14 protein-coding genes are annotated in these 15,960 nt (G+C 62.0%); 3 read left to right on the top strand and 11 right to left on the bottom strand.

The genetic code is table 11. From position 1 onward, the window contains the following. Positions 1 to 41: 41 nt before the first annotated feature. Entirely contained in the window at positions 42 to 608 is a 567-nt protein-coding gene (locus P9250_RS19950; RefSeq protein ID WP_284502949.1) for an acyloxyacyl hydrolase, read from the bottom strand. 354 nt (positions 609 to 962) lie between these two features. Here P9250_RS19950 and rpoH point away from each other — a divergent pair, with 354 nt between their 5' ends. Continuing rightward, entirely contained in the window at positions 963 to 1,898 is a 936-nt protein-coding gene (gene rpoH / locus P9250_RS19945) for an RNA polymerase sigma factor RpoH (RefSeq protein ID WP_310396815.1), read from the top strand. Positions 1,899 to 2,374: 476 nt separating this feature from the next. Here the strand turns inward: rpoH and nagE are convergent, their stop codons facing one another. The 5 genes from nagE to P9250_RS19920 all read right to left on the bottom strand — a co-directional run bounded on the left by nagE (position 2,375) and on the right by P9250_RS19920 (position 9,813). Then, complete coding sequence (nagE, locus tag P9250_RS19940; protein WP_250491731.1) at positions 2,375 to 4,159, bottom strand: N-acetylglucosamine-specific PTS transporter subunit IIBC; 1,785 nt, start codon at positions 4,157 to 4,159, stop codon at positions 2,375 to 2,377. A 57-nt stretch (positions 4,160 to 4,216) separates the two neighbouring features. After that, positions 4,217 to 6,805, bottom strand: coding sequence for a phosphoenolpyruvate--protein phosphotransferase (gene ptsP / locus P9250_RS19935; protein WP_310394757.1), 2,589 nt, complete (start codon positions 6,803 to 6,805; stop codon positions 4,217 to 4,219). Positions 6,806 to 6,817: 12 nt separating this feature from the next. Continuing rightward, positions 6,818 to 7,825: an SIS domain-containing protein gene (locus P9250_RS19930; protein ID WP_244827954.1), complete on the bottom strand. Its 1,008-nt coding sequence runs from the start codon at positions 7,823 to 7,825 to the stop codon at positions 6,818 to 6,820. Next, the gene (gene nagA, locus P9250_RS19925) at positions 7,818 to 8,921 is read right to left on the bottom strand and encodes an N-acetylglucosamine-6-phosphate deacetylase (RefSeq protein ID WP_310394755.1); all 1,104 of its coding nucleotides are present in this window, start codon (positions 8,919 to 8,921) and stop codon (positions 7,818 to 7,820) included. The genes P9250_RS19930 and nagA overlap by 8 nt, the downstream gene beginning before the upstream one ends. A 157-nt stretch (positions 8,922 to 9,078) precedes the next feature. Then, positions 9,079 to 9,813, bottom strand: a complete 735-nt coding sequence (locus P9250_RS19920) for a GntR family transcriptional regulator (RefSeq protein ID WP_250462817.1) — start codon at positions 9,811 to 9,813, stop codon at positions 9,079 to 9,081. A gap of 330 nt (positions 9,814 to 10,143) precedes the next feature. Here P9250_RS19920 and P9250_RS19915 point away from each other — a divergent pair, with 330 nt between their 5' ends. Further along, a complete protein-coding gene (locus P9250_RS19915) occupies positions 10,144 to 11,073 on the top strand; it encodes a bifunctional helix-turn-helix transcriptional regulator/GNAT family N-acetyltransferase (RefSeq protein ID WP_284502947.1) in 930 nt (309 codons plus the stop codon). Positions 11,074 to 11,297: 224 nt separating this feature from the next. Here P9250_RS19915 and P9250_RS19910 read toward each other — a convergent pair whose 3' ends face one another. After that, positions 11,298 to 12,110, bottom strand: a complete 813-nt coding sequence (locus P9250_RS19910) for a MetQ/NlpA family ABC transporter substrate-binding protein (protein WP_250462812.1) — start codon at positions 12,108 to 12,110, stop codon at positions 11,298 to 11,300. A 201-nt stretch (positions 12,111 to 12,311) separates the two neighbouring features. Here P9250_RS19910 and P9250_RS19905 point away from each other — a divergent pair, with 201 nt between their 5' ends. Continuing rightward, a complete protein-coding gene (locus tag P9250_RS19905) occupies positions 12,312 to 12,608 on the top strand; it encodes a YciI family protein (protein ID WP_244826889.1) in 297 nt (98 codons plus the stop codon). 48 nt (positions 12,609 to 12,656) lie between these two features. On the opposite strand, the gene P9250_RS19900 is transcribed toward P9250_RS19905, so the two are convergent. The 4 genes from P9250_RS19900 to P9250_RS19885 are packed head-to-tail and all read right to left on the bottom strand — an operon-like array spanning position 12,657 to position 15,950. After that, on the bottom strand, positions 12,657 to 13,259 hold the full coding sequence (locus P9250_RS19900) for an SCO family protein (RefSeq protein ID WP_310394752.1): 603 nt from the start codon (positions 13,257 to 13,259) through the stop codon (positions 12,657 to 12,659). Continuing rightward, on the bottom strand, positions 13,256 to 14,161 hold the full coding sequence (gene cyoE, locus P9250_RS19895; protein ID WP_244826887.1) for a heme o synthase: 906 nt from the start codon (positions 14,159 to 14,161) through the stop codon (positions 13,256 to 13,258). Before cyoE ends, P9250_RS19900 begins: the two co-directional genes overlap by 4 nt. Before the next feature lie 9 nt (positions 14,162 to 14,170). Continuing rightward, entirely contained in the window at positions 14,171 to 15,280 is a 1,110-nt protein-coding gene (locus tag P9250_RS19890) for a COX15/CtaA family protein (protein ID WP_310394750.1), read from the bottom strand. 37 nt (positions 15,281 to 15,317) lie between these two features. Continuing rightward, a complete protein-coding gene (locus P9250_RS19885) occupies positions 15,318 to 15,950 on the bottom strand; it encodes a cytochrome C oxidase subunit I (RefSeq protein ID WP_310394748.1) in 633 nt (210 codons plus the stop codon). Positions 15,951 to 15,960: the final 10 nt, after the last annotated feature.

Raw genomic sequence — 15,960 nt, 5'->3', positions numbered from 1 at the left:
CGGTTCCCCTTGTGTCGAGAAACCGATGCGCCGGCGCCCCGTCAGAAGTTGTATTGCAGATATAGCTGGCTGAAATTTATACCAGGATTCGGCTCTTTGATACTGGCGTTCGACAGATGCTGAAACCGGAAGCCCGCCTGATAGTTCTGCTTCTCGCCGAAGATCGCACCGACGCCGACCATATCCGCGAACTGGAACGCGGACGACACCGTGAAATCCGTCGTGATTCGCGTATGCGACAGAAGCCGCACGCCGACGCCCGCTTCAATGAACGGCCGGATATATCCCGAACTCTTCACGAAGCGCAGAACCGGCGTCACACCGAATTCCCAGATGTTCGGGTGCACGGCGTTGCTTTCCTGCGAGTGCCAGTAGGCAACGTGACCTTCGCCGAGCAAGGTGAAGTGGAAGCCGCCGATTTCCCACCAGGTCAGATTCGGGTCCCATACGAAGCCGAGATCCGCCTTTTTGATGTCGCGATCGGCCACGCCGCCCGCGATTTGCAAACCAAAGCGGTCGGCATGCGCTGCCGCCGACGTGACTCCTAGCAACAGGGCAATTGCGCCGTGGGACAACAGATGACGCCAAGGGCCTTTATTTTTCTGCATGGACACCCCATCTGTGGGTTTGACGAGTCGAGCCGCCAAGCGGGCTTCGCGCATTGTAGATTCATCGTCTCATAATTGCACGAATGATTGCCATTAGCCTATTTGCTTGAATATCCTGTCTTCCTTACGTCAAAGTAAGGTAACTAATTCTATCGCACGCGACGAATCGGTAACAATGGTACGATTCGGATACAGTGCTCGGCTATGAATCCACAAAGTTGATAGGCTTTGTGGGAACTCTCACATTCGTTTCCCCTCTAACACTTAGCACTCGTTGAAGCGGAGTGCTAATATCATGTCTGACTTGCCGCGCCTTTGCGGCAACAGGCATTTGTTGATAAGGAGCTTATGAGCGTGTCCAATGCGATGACCCTTCCGAATGTTCTTAGCTCGGCACCTGCCAAGGCAACTTCGGCAGGCGCGCTGACGTACGCACAATCGTCCATGTTGACCGGCCAGATCGGCAACATCGATTCATACATACAAGCGGTGAACCGCATTCCAATGCTTTCGCAAGCAGAGGAGCGTCAGTACGCCACCGAGTTTCGCGAACAGGGCAACCTGAATGCGGCGCGGCAACTGGTGCTTTCGCACCTGCGCCTTGTCGTGTCCATCGCCCGGAATTACCTGGGTTATGGTCTGCCGCACGCGGACCTGATCCAAGAAGGCAATATCGGTCTGATGAAGGCCGTCAAGCGCTTCGATCCGGAACAAAACGTACGCCTCGTGTCGTACGCCATGCACTGGATCAAGGCGGAGATTCACGAGTACATCCTGCGCAACTGGCGCATGGTGAAGGTCGCGACGACCAAGGCGCAACGCAAGCTGTTCTTCAACCTGCGCAGCCACAAGACCGGCACTTCGGCGTTCACACCGGAGGAAATCGAAGGTCTGGCAAGCCAGTTGAACGTGAAGCGCGAGGAAGTCGCCGAGATGGAAACGCGTCTGTCGGGCGGAGATATCGCGCTCGAAGGCCAGATCGAAGATGGCGAGGAAGCCTATGCGCCGATCGCCTATCTGGCTGACTCGCATAGCGAGCCGACGAATGTCATCGCCGCGCGTCAGTTCGACAAGTTGCAAAGCGACGGTCTGGCTTCCGCGCTGGAATCGCTGGATGCGCGTAGCCGCCGTATCGTCGAAGCGCGCTGGCTCGAAGTGCAGGACGACGGCTCGGGCGGGATGACGCTTCACGAATTGGCGGACGAATTCGGCGTATCGGCTGAGCGTATCCGTCAGATCGAAGCGAGCGCGATGAAGAAGATGCGTTCCGCGCTGGCCGAGTACGCGTGATATCGCGGTAGCTCGATGACCGTAGTTCGGTGCTGAAGTAAGTTCGAAGCCCGCTGTTCCGAAAGGACAGCGGGTTTTTGTTTTCGTCTATCGATGGCGGCGCGCGGAGCAATGTAGTGCTTGGCGTTTTTTTCTGTCCATGACGCTTGTTGGCATCGGCGCAAAGGGCTGTGCGGCAGGACTTGAAGTACAAGTGAATCGGCTTGGGCGTTGGCTTCTTGGCCTCTTGGCCTCTTGGCCTCTTGGCCTCTTGGCTTCTTGGCTTCTTGGCTTCGTGCTTCGTGCTTCGTGCTTCGTGCTTCGTGCTTCGTGCTTCGTGCTTCGTGCTTCGTGCTTCGTGCTTCGTGGTTCTTGGCTCTCGGTGACTCAGCCGCTCAATCTCCCGAACAAAGAACTCCGCCTGTCACGCAAAACTTGCCAGGCATAAAAAAACGGCGCCCGAAAGCGCCGTTCATCAAACCAGACCGAATCTCGCATCAAGCCGGCAACGGCGATGCCCCGCCGCCACTTCCCGGCACGCGCGTCGCGAGTTGTGCCGCGTAACGCTGCGCGGCCGCGCCCACGACAATGTGGAACGTATCCGCCGACACCCACGCGACATCCAGCGTCGACAGGCGCTGACGATCCACCGCCGAAGGATCGCGCACGACCACGCGCAGTCGCGTTTGCGCGACGGCATCGAGCGTGACGACATTGGTCGCGCCGCCGAACACCGCCAGCCAGCGCAGCGGATCGGGATCGAGCGGGCCGGCAGTCTGATCGAAGGCGCCAACGTTCGCAGAAGCCACCGAAGCAGCCGCCGGAGCGGACGAAGCCGGCGTCGCTCCGCGCGTCGACGAATGTTCGAGTTCACCGCGAATTTCATCGGCGATGATGTCCGCTTCCGGTCCGATGATCACCTGCACGTTCGTCGCGCCCCGCTTGAGCACGCCACGCGCGCCGATGCTCTTCAACTGCGCTTCCGACACCTTCTCCGTATCCGCCACCGACAAACGCAGACGCGTCGTGCAGGCATCGACGAGCGTCAGGTTCGACGCGCCGCCCAGCGCCGCAATGTACTTCGCGGCGCGCGTGTTCGCTGCACCCGGCAGCGGCGTGCCGTAGCCGCCTGCAACCGGCGTGGCGGACGTTTCGGCATCGGTCGTGGCCGGCTCGCGGCCCGGCGTCGCCATGTTGAACTTGCGGATGAAGAAGCGGAACAGGCCGTAATAGATCACGCCGTAGACGAGCCCGAGCGGAATCGCCATCCAGCCGCGTTGCGACAGACCGTAGTTCAGCACGTAGTCGATCGCACCCGCCGAAAACGTGAAGCCCAGATGAATGCCGAGCGCCGAGCAGATCGCGAGCGACACGCCGGTAAGTACCGCATGGATCGCGTAAAGCACCGGAGCCAGGAACATGAAGCTGTATTCGATCGGCTCGGTCACGCCCGTCAGGAACGCGGTGAGCGCCATCGAAAACAGCAGGCCGCCGACGACCGCGCGGCGCTCTTTCGGCGCTTCGTGGAACATCGCCAGACACGCGGCCGGAAGGCCGAACATCATGATCGGGAAGAAGCCCGTCATGAAGCCGCCCGCGGTTTTATCGCCGGCAAAGAAGCGGTGCAGATCGCCATGAACGACCGCGCCACCATCCGGCGGCGTAAACGAGCCGAACACGAACCACGCGAGCGAGTTGATGATGTGATGCAGACCCGTCACCAGCAGAATGCGGTTCAGCACGCCGAAGACGAAAGTGCCGAGCGCGCCCGCCGTCGTGAGCCACGTTCCGGCCAGGTCGATAGCCGCCTGCACCGGCTGCCAGATGTAGCCGAATATGATGCCGAGCGCGAGACACGCGACCCCCGTGACGATGGGCACGAAACGCTTGCCGCCGAAGAACGCCAGATATTCCGGCAGCTTGATGTCCTTGTAGCGGTTATACAGATAGCCCGCGACCACGCCCGCGACGATCCCCGACAACACGCCCATGTTGAGCTTGTCGTTGATGTCCTTCATCACGGCGATCTCGATGAGATAGCCGATGGCACCGGCAAGACCCGCCGTGCCGTTGTTGTCCTTCGCGAAACCGACCGCCACGCCGATGGCGAACAGAAGCGGCAGGTTCGTGAAGATGGCGTCGCCCGCGTCGGCGATCATCTTGATGTTGAAGACATCGGGCTGGCCTAGACGCAATAGCAGGCCGGCTACCGGTAGTACGGCAATCGGCAGCATCAGGGCTCGGCCCAGGCGCTGCATCTTTGCAAACGGGTTAGCGTCCATCGGGGTTCTCCAAAAGATATAGGTCTTGTCTTTGCTGCTTGGGGATGACTGCGTTCGTCAGTCTTGCGGCCAGATTTCAAGGCTGGCCGCTCTTACTGCCTGCGCGGATTCGAGCGCGAGCACGTCTTCCGCGCGCTGCCGGCAAAGCTGGTAATCGAGATTACGCACGCGCGCCTTGATGCCGGGCACCGCCACCGGATCGACCGACAATTCCGTCACGCCGAGGCCGATCAGCAACGGCACCGCGAGCGGATCGCCGCCGAGCGCACCGCACACGCCGACCCACTTGCCGTGCTTTTGCGCTCTTTGCACGGCCGTCTTGATGAGCCGCAGCACGGCCGGATGCAGGCCGTCGGATTGCGCGGCGAGATCGGGCTGGCAACGGTCCATCGCGAGCGTGTACTGCGTGAGGTCGTTGGTGCCGATGGACAGAAAATCCGCGTATTTCGCGAGCTGATCGGCAAGCAGCGCCGCTGACGGCACTTCGATCATCACGCCGACTTCGATCGGTTCCGTGCGGCCCGCTTCGCGCGCCAGTTCGTCGATCCGTACCCGCAGGCGTTGCAGTTCGCCGGAGTCGGTGACCATCGGCAGAAGAATGCGCACCGCGCCGAGCGGCTTCACGGCGAGCAGACCACGCAGTTGATCGTCGAGCAGATCGGGCCGCACTTGTGCGAGGCGAATGCCGCGCAGACCGAGCGCCGGATTTTCCTCGGGCGGCAGCGTCAGATAATCGACTTCCTTATCCGCGCCGACATCCAGCGTGCGAATGATCGCGGTGCGGCCCTGCAGCGCATCCACGATTCCCTGATAGCTCGACGCATGTTCGCCGGGCGTCGGCGCCGACTGACGATGAATGAACAGCAATTCGGTACGCAGGAGGCCGACCGCGTCGGCGCCATTTTCGACAGCGGCTTGCGCATCTTCGAGCGTGGCGATGTTCGCGGCGATTTCGACGGCGTGACCGTCGCGGGTCGTCGCGGCCTGTCCCGACATCTTGCGATTCGCCTCGCGCACGTTCAAAAGACGATCGCGTTCGTTGCGCGCGCGTTCGACATCGAGTTCGGTCGGCGCATGTTCGATACGTCCCGCCGACGCGTCCACGACCACTTGCGTGCCTTCGGGAATCGCGTGCAGTGCATCGCCGATGGCGACGAGGGCCGGAATGCCCACCTGTCGCGCGATGATCGCCGCATGCGACGTGGCGCCGCCGCGCGACATCACGAGCGCGGTCACGCGCGTGCGGTCGAGCGAAGACAAATCGGAAGGCGTGAATTCGACAGCCGCGAGCACGGCTTCAGCGGGCAATTCGCGCGCGGCGGTGTTCGTGTGGCCGAGCGCGCGCAGCACGCGTTTCTCGATATCGCGCAGATCGGCGGCGCGTTCGGCGAGCAGTTCGTCCTTCACGTTGTTCAAGAGCGCGATTTGCGCGCGGATCGCCTCGCGCCACGCGAAGCCCGCGCTCTTGCCGAGGCTGATGAGATCGCGCGCGGCATCGACGAGCGTCGGGTCTTCCAGCAACACGCGATGCACCGCGAAGATTCCCGCCTCGCCGACCGCGCCGCGTTGCGATGCGGTGCGTACGGTTTCGTCGAGTTCGGCATCGACTTGCGAGATGGCGCGGTCGAGTGCACGGCTTTCCGCCGCCGACGATTGCGTGGCCGCTTCGGGCGGCACGATTTCCTTATCGTCCCAGCGCACCAGTTTCCCGACCGCGATGCCCGGCGCCGCGCACACGCCCGCAAGCGTGTTCGGCGCGAGCGGTTGCGCGACCGCGCTCGCAGCGACGACCGGCGCGGGCGATTTCGCGCGTGCCGGTGACTCTTCGACTTCGCCCTGACCCGCGCGCAGCAACTCCGCCGCGACGGCTTCGACGGCTTCCTTCGCCTGCGCGCCGATACCCAGCAGCTCGACGGTCGCGCCTTCGCCCGCGCCGAGACCCAGCAACCCGACGACGCTTTCCACCGGCGCCTTGCGGCCTTGATAACGGATCTCGACCTTTGCATCGAAACCGCGTGCGGCTTCGCGCGCGCGCGCCGCCGGACGCGCATGCAAACCGCCCGCGTGACCGAGCGTCAACGTGCGGCGCGCTTCTTCCGTCACGTTCGCGCTCGAACGCGCGCTTTCGGCCCTGGCGCCGTCTTTCGCGCGCAGCACGAGCATGCGTGCGCCAGCCTTCAACATGCCGCGACCGGCACGCTCGATGACTTCGAAGGCATCGCCATTGGCGACGGCAATAACGGAGACGAGACTCGGCGCGTGCTGCGCGACGAAATCCGCATTGAACTCGATGAGCGGCTGACCCGCGCGCACGGTTGCGCCCTGCTCGATCATCGGCGCGAAGCCCTGGCCGCCCAATTCGACCGTATCGATGCCGATATGCACGAGAATTTCCGCCCCGTGCGGCGTGCGCAACGTGACCGCGTGATGCGTGCGCGCCAGATGCGTCACCGTCCCGTCGCAAGGCGCGACGAGCACGCCATCGAGCGGATCGATGCCGATGCCGTCGCCGAACATGCCTTCCGCGAACACAGGGTCCGGCACGTCGGCGAGCGGGACGACGGGGCCGGTGAACGGCGCGAGCAACACGACGTCGTTCGGGTTATCGATGGGATGATTCAACAGTGACTCCTCGGCGCGACGCATCGGCTTACTCGCTTAGTGGGTTTCGGTGACCTTGTTCAGGTGGCGCGGCGCGTCGGGATTGCGCCCGCGCGCGGCGGCCAGACCCGCGGCCATCACATAGAACGAAAGGATTGCGGCGATCGGATCGAGCGCCGGGTGATTAGTGGCGACGAGCGGCAATTCCGCGCCGGGCACGTCGGCAGGCGCCGCGAGCAGCACGCGTGCGCCGCGTGCGCGCATGTCGGCCGCCAGTTGAATCAAGCCTGCCTGCTCCGGCCCGCGCGGGGCGAACACGAGCAGCGGATAGTCCTTGTCGATGATCTCCATCGGACCATGACGCACTTCGGCGCTGGAGAACGCTTCCGCCTGAATGCCGGAGGTTTCCTTGAGCTTGAGCGCCGCTTCCTGCGCGATAGCGAGACCGAGACCACGGCCGATCACGATCATGCGATCGACGTTCGTGAGTTCGTTCACGGCACGCGTCCAGTCGAGCTTGCCCGCCGCGCGCAAGGCGTCCGGCAACGACTCGAGCGCGTCGAGCAGTTCGGTATCGCGTTGAACATGCGCGACGACGATGGCCGAGAGCGACAGCATGGCGATATAGCTCTTGGTCGCCGCCACCGACAATTCCGGCCCGGCGAAAAGCGGCAGGTACCACTCGCACGCCTTTTCCAGCGGGGAGTTCGCGACATTGACGGCAGCAACGGTGAACGCGCCCGCATCGCGCAACGCCTGCATCGTGCCGACGAGATCGGGGCTCTTGCCCGACTGCGAGAACGCGACCGCGAGCTGGCCCGACACGCGCAGCGGTGCTTGTTGAAGCGTCGCCACGGACATGGGCAGCGAAGCAACCGGCACGCCGATGCGGCTCATCGTCAGGCTTGCGAAATAACTGGCGGCGTGGTCCGAACTGCCGCGCGCAACGGTGAGCGCGACATGGCGCGGCTGCTCGGCGAGCTTGACCGCGAGCGCTTCGATGCGCGAGGTATCGGCGAGCTGGGCCGCGACGACGTCGGCGGACTCCAGGGCCTCGTTAAGCATATTCGACAATTGATTCTCCTTCGACATACGTGGCGCTCAGCGCGAGTTCCCGGTCGAGCACGACGAGATCGGCCCATGCGCCACGCGCGATGCGGCCGCGATCTTCGAGTCCGAGGTAATCGGCGGGAAAGCGTGACAAACGGTTCGAGACGTCCGCGAGCGGAATGCCCAGCGAGACGAGATTGCGCAGCGCCTGATCCATGGTCAGCGTGCTGCCGGCGAGCGTGCCGTCCGCGAGACGCACGCCGCCCATGCACTTGGTGACGTGCTGGCTGCCAAGGCGGTATTCGCCGTCCGGCATGCCGGCCGCCGAGGTGCTGTCGGTAACGATGTAAAGGCGCGGAATTGCGCGCATCGCGGCGCGAATCGCGCCCGGATGAACGTGCAGCAAATCCGGGATCAGTTCCGCGTACTCGGCGTGCGCGAGCGCGGCGCCGACCATGCCCGGATCGCGATGATGCAGCGGCGACATCGCGTTGAAGAGATGCGTGAAACCGCGCGCGCCGTGCTTGAGCGCATTGACGGCGTCATCGTAAGTGCCGAGCGAATGACCGAGCTGCACGCGCACGCCGCGCGAGGCGAGTTCGGAAATGATCTCTAGATGCCCGGAGATTTCCGGCGCGATGGTCACGACGCGAATGGGCGCGAGCGACAGATATTCGAGCACTTCATCGCGCACCGCGACGGCCGCGGCGTCCGGCTGCGCGCCGAGCTTGCCGGGATTGATATACGGCCCTTCGAGATGCACGCCGAGCACGCGCGCGCCGCTTGCGGCACGGCGCTTCGCCTGCTCGCCCAAGCCCGCGAGAACTTGCAGGAGTTCGTCGCGCGGCGCGGTCATCGTGGTGGCGAGCAGGCCCGTGGTGCCGTGTTGAGCGTGTTGCCGCGCGACGGTATCGGCTGCGTCGCCGCCTTCCATGATGTCGCGCCCGCCGCCGCCATGCACGTGCAGGTCGATGAAGCCGGGCAGGATATACGGCGCGTCGTTCGTGGAGGGATCGGCGATATGACCTTCCAGCGCCGTCACCCGACCGTTTTCGAAGCGAAGCGAACCGTTGATCCAGCCATCGGTCGTGAGTATGTTTCCTTTCAGCATGAAGTTCTCTGGAAGTGCGCTATGCATGATGAGGTTCAGTGCCATCCGCGCCTTGCTGCGAGCAGGCCTGTTCGCTGGCCCCGTGTGACCGGCGAACGTGCGGTGGCGGCTTTCGGGTCCTCTCGTTCTGATCTTGCTGCTTCTGCTTTCCCGCTTTTTATCGATGCAATTCCGCGACGAAGTCGTAGTAGTCGTCGCGGCAATACGTGTCCGTCAGTTCGATGGCGCGCTGCTCCGCCGAGTAGCCGATACGGGTGATCACGAGCAGCGCCGCGCGTGGCGCAATGCCCATCAGCCGCGCAATCTCGGCTCCGGCGTTGACCGCGCGAAAGTGCTGCAACGCGCGCACCACCGACTGCCCGCGCGCTTCGAGATAGCAATACAGCGACGCGCCGATCTCGAACGGCTCCGGAACGACGGACACCGGTAACGCCGAATGTTCGACCGCCATGACGATGCCGTTCGCGCGGCGAAGTCTGCCGAGACTCGCGACCGATGCGCCCGGCGCGAGCCCGAGACGGACGGTTTCATCGCGACTCGCTACGCGCACGTCGCGCTGGAGCCACACCGAGTCAGGTGCGAAACCGCGCTGTTCCATCTTCTTCGTGAAGCCCGTCAGCACCGACAGTGGATCCTGCGTGCGCGGCGTGATGAAACTGCCTGCGCCGCGTACTCGCCGAATGAGCCCGCGCTCGACTAGCAAAGCCAACGCCTTGCGCGCGGTGATACGCGAAACCCCGACCGCTTCCGACAACATGCGCTCGGCTGGCAACGCCTCACCTGCATTCCAGGCGCCGCGCTGAATAGCTGCAGCAAGACGCGTGGCGAGCTGCAGATACAGCGGCGTGGGACTCGACGCGTCGGGCGCTAACTCCCGCAAGCGTCCATTCATGGAGGTCTCTGCAGGGCTCGAATTGGAGCCCATTATATAACCAACATAATACCAGTCAAACCTTCTGCGTCACTTGATGCCAACAGGCAATAACATCGCAAAATCAATGATTTATAACAACAATAACTTGAACAACTTGGAGACGACAGCCATCGGGATTTACCCTCATGTCAAGCCCAAAACTACAAAATGGTCTACATATCGACGGGCGCTTAAAATCAGGCCAATTGGCAATAGCACGATCGTTCTTTCTTTGGCACAATGGTGCAATTGGTTCGGAATCGCAACTAATTAAATAATAAAACTGATTATTGAGAGAGATAAAAGTCGATGGGCTCTTCAGATCCGAGTCGAGCGGTAGACGTCGTCAGACGCTTTAATCGCTTCTTCGCTCGCCATGCGGGCGCCTTGCACGAGCGGCTTCACAAAAGCCACTTTTCCCTAACGGAGGTGCGCATCCTCCACGAACTTGCGCACGATCGCGCACGCACCGCAGCCGACTTATCGCGCAATCTGGGCCTGGACACAGGCTACCTGAGCAGGCTGCTCACCAACTTCCAGAAGCTCGGGCTTATTGTGCGCGGCAGGAACGAATCCGACGGCCGCGCGCATTTGCTCACCATTACAGCGGACGCGCGAGCCAAGGTCGACGAGATCGACCTGCATGTCTCGGCCGAAGCGGCCACTCTGCTCAGTCGGCTCACAGCCGGCGAGATCGAGCAGTTATCCAATGCAATGATCGACATCGAGCGGCTGCTCAGTCCTCATCATGGCGAAGGCCACAACACGCGTTTGCGCAGCCCTCGCCGTGGCGACTTCGGCTGGATCGTCGAGCGTCACGCGCATCTGGAATCATCCGACCGTGCGGCCCATTCCAACGAAGCCTATTCGGCGAAAGTCGTCGCGCGTTTTCTCGGCGCCGTGCAGAGTGGAACGCCACGCATCGCTTGCTGGGTGGCGGAACGTGAAGGCGCCGCGCGCGTCGGCGCGGCGCTCTTAAGCGCGCAGTCGGAGAAAGAGGCGCGCATCGAGTTGTTGTTCGTCGAACCGGGCGCGCGTCGGCGGGGCTTGGGCGTGCAACTCGTATCCGCCTGTACGAACTTCGCGCATGGCGCGGGCTACGATAACGTGATCTGCCGGATGCCAATGGTGCATGAGGACCTGTGCGCGCTATTCAAACGCACTGGCTTCACGGCGAAGCAGGATGGCGATTCGGGTGTGATCTGGCATCGCGAGCTTCGGCGTGTTTATGCGGACTGAGTGCTGATTTCGCTCGCTCGTCGTGTCGCTTCAGATGAAGAGAGACGGCAGCGAGCATTCAGTCACGTCGCGCCATGTGAAAGAAGGCGATACGCACGTGATCGGCGTGGTAATGCTTCGAGATGTTTGCGTGGACCGAGTGCTGACTTAGCCCTCGGTCCCAAAGGCGTCGGACAGCAAAACGGCGTCCCAAGGGACGCCGTTGGCAAACCGTGCGTTCTCGATCAGAACGAAGGTACAACCGAGCCTTTGAACTCGCTCTTCATGAACTGGCGCACGTCTTCGGACTGATACGCCGCGACCAGCTTCTTCACCCACGGCTGGTCTTTGTCCTTGGCGCGCACGGCAATCAAGTTCGCGTAAGGGCTGTGCACGTCCTCTAGCGCGATAGCGTCCTTGGTCGGCTGCAAGCCCGCCGCCAGCGCGAAGTTCGTATTAATGGCGGCGGCATCGACGTCTGCGAGCGTGCGCGGCAGTTGCGCGGCGTCGAGTTCGAGTAGCTTGACTTTCTTCGGGTTCTCGGCGACATCTAGCGGCGTCGCGCTGTTTCCGTTCACGCCAGCGCCGGCCTTGAGCTTGATCACGCCCTGCGCTTGCAGCAAAAGTAGCGCTCGGTTTTCGTTCGACGGATCGTTCGGCACCGCGACCTTCGCGCCTTGCGGCAGATCCTTCAGCGACTTCAGCTTCTTCGAATACACGCCAAGCGGCGAGATATAGGTCAGTCCCGCATTCACGATCTTATAGCCGCGCTGCTTCACCTGACTGTCGAGATACGGCTGATGCTGGAAGCTGTTGGCGTCGAGGTCGCCAGCATCGAGTGCGGCGTTCGGCTGAACGTAATCGTTGAACTCGATCACCTTGACGTTGAGGCCTTCTCGCTTCGCGACCTTCTGCACGACTTGCCAGATTTGCGCGTCGGGTCCGCTGATGGTGCCGACCTTGATGACCTTGTCATCGGCATGCGCGGTGACGCTAATGAGATAAGCGGCAGACGCCGCGACGACGGTAAGAGCTTTAAGCAAATTTCTGCGCTGCATGGTGTTCCTGGTTCAATGCGAGGTTGCTGCAAAATTGCCGCTTGAGTGCCCGCGATGGATTCATCGCCCTCGGTCGATGCCAACCGGGAAACGAATGTTCGCACGGCTTTGGTGCGACGGAAAAGACAGAATGTTCATGTCGATATCCGGCTCGCGCTTTGACGTCTAGAATCGCTACAGACCGATTTCTGAGACACCATCATGTACATGATCAATCTGCGTTATACCGGCGCTCTTGCGGAGATCGACGATGCGCTCGAAGCCCATCGCGAGTATCTGCAGCGCTACTTCGCCGCTGGTGTCTTCGTGATCGCGGGTCCGAAAGTGCCGCGCGAAGGCGGCATCATTCTGGCGTCGGCTATCGAGCGTGAGCGGCTCGACGCGATCATCGCGGAAGATCCGTTCGCGCAGCAGAACTTGGCTCACTACGATGTCACCGAGTTCAAGGCGACACGTCTTGCGCCCGGACTGAAGTTGCCGGAGCCTGCCGCGGAATGAAGAAAGCGGCCCGCAGGCCGCTTTCTCCAAACCAACGATGCGCCGATCTCAGTCGATCAGCAGCTTCAAGTCATGCACCCACGCCTCGACGCCCTGACCGTCGCGCGCGAAAAGACGCAGTTTGCCGTCCTTGTCGAACACGTAGCTCGCGGCGGTGTGATCCATCGTGTAGTCGTCCGCCGTCTTGCCGTTGGACTTCGCGTAGTACACGCGGAAATCCTTCGCGATTTTGGCAAGCTCGGCGTCGTTTGCCGGCCGCAAGCCGACATACGCCGGGTTGAACGCCGTCACGTATTGACCGAGAAGATCGGGCGTGTCGCGCGCGGGATCGACCGTGACCATGAGCACCTGCACGTCCTTCGCTTTACCGCCGAGTTGCTGCAATGCTTGCGAGAGTTCGGCGAGCGTGGTCGGGCAGACATCCGGGCAATGCGTATAGCCGAAAAACAGAACCACGGCCTTGCCTTTGAAGTCACCGAGCGTGCGCGTCTTGCCGCTGGTGTCGGGCAACGAGAAGTCGCTGCCAAACTGCTTGTTGCCCGTGATGTCGAGGTTCTTGAAATCGGGCGCCTTCTCGCATGCAGAGAGCAACGCCATGCTCGCCAGCGCGAGCAAAAGCGGAGCGAGGATCTTGCGAAAGAAAGCCCTCATGCACCGATCACCGTGCGAACGTAATGATCGACCAGAAGCGCGCCGAACAAGAGCGACAGATACACGATCGAATAACGGAAGGTCTTGCGCGCCAGCGCGTCCGAGTAATCGCGATAAATCTTCCACGCGTAACCGAGAAACACCGCGCCCAGCGCAACCGCGCTCGCCAGATAGATCACGCCGCTCATGCCCGAGATGAACGGCATCAGCGTGACCGCGAACAGGATGACCGTGTACAGGAAGATATGCAGACGCGTGTACTGCTCGCCATGCGTAATAGGCAGCATGGGCAGACCGGCGTTTTCGTAATCCTTCTTGCGATACAGCGCGAGCGCCCAGAAATGCGGCGGCGTCCAGACGAAGATGATGAGCACGAGAATCCACGCGTCGCCGGGAACCGCACCCGTAACGGCCGCCCAACCGAGCGCCGGCGGCATGGCACCCGAAGCGCCACCAATGACGATGTTCTGCGGCGTATAAGGCTTGAGCAGCAACGTGTAGATGACGGCGTATCCCACGAACGTGGCAACCGTCAGCCACATCGTGAGCGGATTGGTGAACGTATAAAGCGTCCACATGCCGATACCGCCGAGCACCGCCGAGAACGTGAGAATCTGCGCGCTCGTGATTTGCCCGCGCGCCGAAGGACGCCACGCGGTGCGACGCATCTTGGCATCGATCTTCTGTTCGACGAGGCAGTTGATGGCGAATGCAGCGCCCGCCAGCAGCCAGATGCCGACCGCGCCACCAATCAAAACGGTCCACGGCACCATGCCGGGCGTGGCGAGGAACATGCCGATGACGGCGCAGAACACGGCAAGCTGCGTGACGCGCGGCTTGGTCAGCGCAATGTATTGCGATACGCGGCTGCCAAGCGGGGAGTGAAGTGTCGTGCTATCCATGATGTGGAGTCACGCTGAAACGACGTCGCGCGCGGGAACCGCGGCGCGGCCGGGACGGCTGGAAGAGATTCGAAAGTTTAGCATAACGAGTAGTAGCAACAGGATGGCAGCCCCGCCATTGTGCGCCACTGCGATAGGCAGCGGCCACTGCAACACGATATTGGACAAACCTGTGAAAAATTGAATCAGGATGACGACGAGCACGGCGGTAGCGGGCGTGCGTAGGGACTCGAAACGGCGCAGCATCGCGGCGAGCCAGAGCAGATAAAGCACGACCACTATCGCAAACGTGCGATGCGTCCAATGGATTGCCACCAACGCGTCCTGCGAGATGACGTCGCCGTCGCCGGTCATGCCGAGCGCGCGCCACAAGTGGAAACCGTGTTCGAAGTTCATCGGCGGAATCCATTGGCCATTGCAGAGCGGAAAGTCCGTGCAGGCGAGCACCGCGTAGTTCGTACTGACCCAGCCACCCAGCGCAATCTGCACGACGAGCAACACGATGCCGACGATCGCGGCCGGCATCCATCGCGCGGCGGCCGGGTCGAGCGAGGGAATCGGCGTTTGCCGCGCGGCGAGCCAGCCGAGCGCGGCCAGCAACGCAAGCCCGAGCAATAGATGCGTCGTGACGATGACCGGCTGCAACTTGAGCGTGACGGTCCACGCGCCAAAAGCGCCTTGCAGCAGAATGAGCGCGAGGATGCCCGTCGGCCACCACGGCGAAACATGCAGCGCCTTTCGTCTGATGCGCGCGGTCCACGCAATGACGACCTGCGCGATGATCAGCACGCCGATCGCCATCGCAAAGTAGCGATGCAGCATCTCGATCCACGCCTTCATCGGGCTGACCGGACCGGTGGGCATGGCCTGATGCGCGGCCGCGATCTGCGCGTGCGCGATGAACGGCGACGCCGTGCCATAACAGCCCGGCCAGTCGGGACAGCCAAGGCCGGAATCGGTCAGGCGCGTGAAGCCGCCGAACATGATCAGATCGAGCGTCAGAAAAGTGGTTAGCCAGACGAGCTTCCTGAACTTGTTGTCATCGGCCTTGACCCAGACGAACGAGAGCGGCAGCAGCGCAATGCATAGGCCGATCAGACCGAGTTCTAATACAAACATACTTTCACCTTCGTTTTGGTCGTGGCGTCTCGGCGTATCAGCCGATGCGCGACCACTTCAATAGCTTCGCCACGTCCGTGTTGATCTTCTTGGGATCGGGGTCTTTTGGGAAGCGCATCATCAGGTTGCCGTTCGGATCGACGAGATAAATGTGATCCGAAAGCTTCGTGCCGGCGTCCACCGGCAGCCAACCCGAGAGGGCTTGTTCGTGCGTCACGAGCATGCGTGTGTCCGGTTGCGGATACGCGGTCTTGATGACATTCGCGACGGGCTTGTCGTCCGTGCGCAGCCAGACGTTCAGCACGCGCTCGCGCTCGCCCGACTGTAGCGCGCGCACCTGGCGCATGAAATAAAGGCGCTTCACGCAGACTTCGTCGCAATCGCTGCCGTTGACGGTGATCATCAGCCACTTGCCTTCGAGCGACTTGAGTGGCACCGGCTGACCTTTTTCATCGGTGACGACGATCTGTTCCGGAATCGGCCGTTGCGGTTCGATCAACGTGCCGTAGCTCGTCGTGCCGCCCGCGGGCTTGACGACGTAGTACATCAGATACGAGGCGATCACCGGCGCCGCGCAGACCAGCGCGAGCAGTACCAGCATCCACCGGCCGCTGATCCAGGAGCCTTTTTTCGCGGGCGGTCGGGTTGTAGTGGTGCGTTGAGCTTGCATGGATTCTCTA

The sequence above is a fragment of the Caballeronia sp. LP006 genome (assembly GCF_031450995.1).
Classification (GTDB): domain Bacteria; phylum Pseudomonadota; class Gammaproteobacteria; order Burkholderiales; family Burkholderiaceae; genus Caballeronia.
Note: the sequence above shows the minus strand (reverse complement) of the source record. Positions and strands in the feature narration are given on the sequence as shown.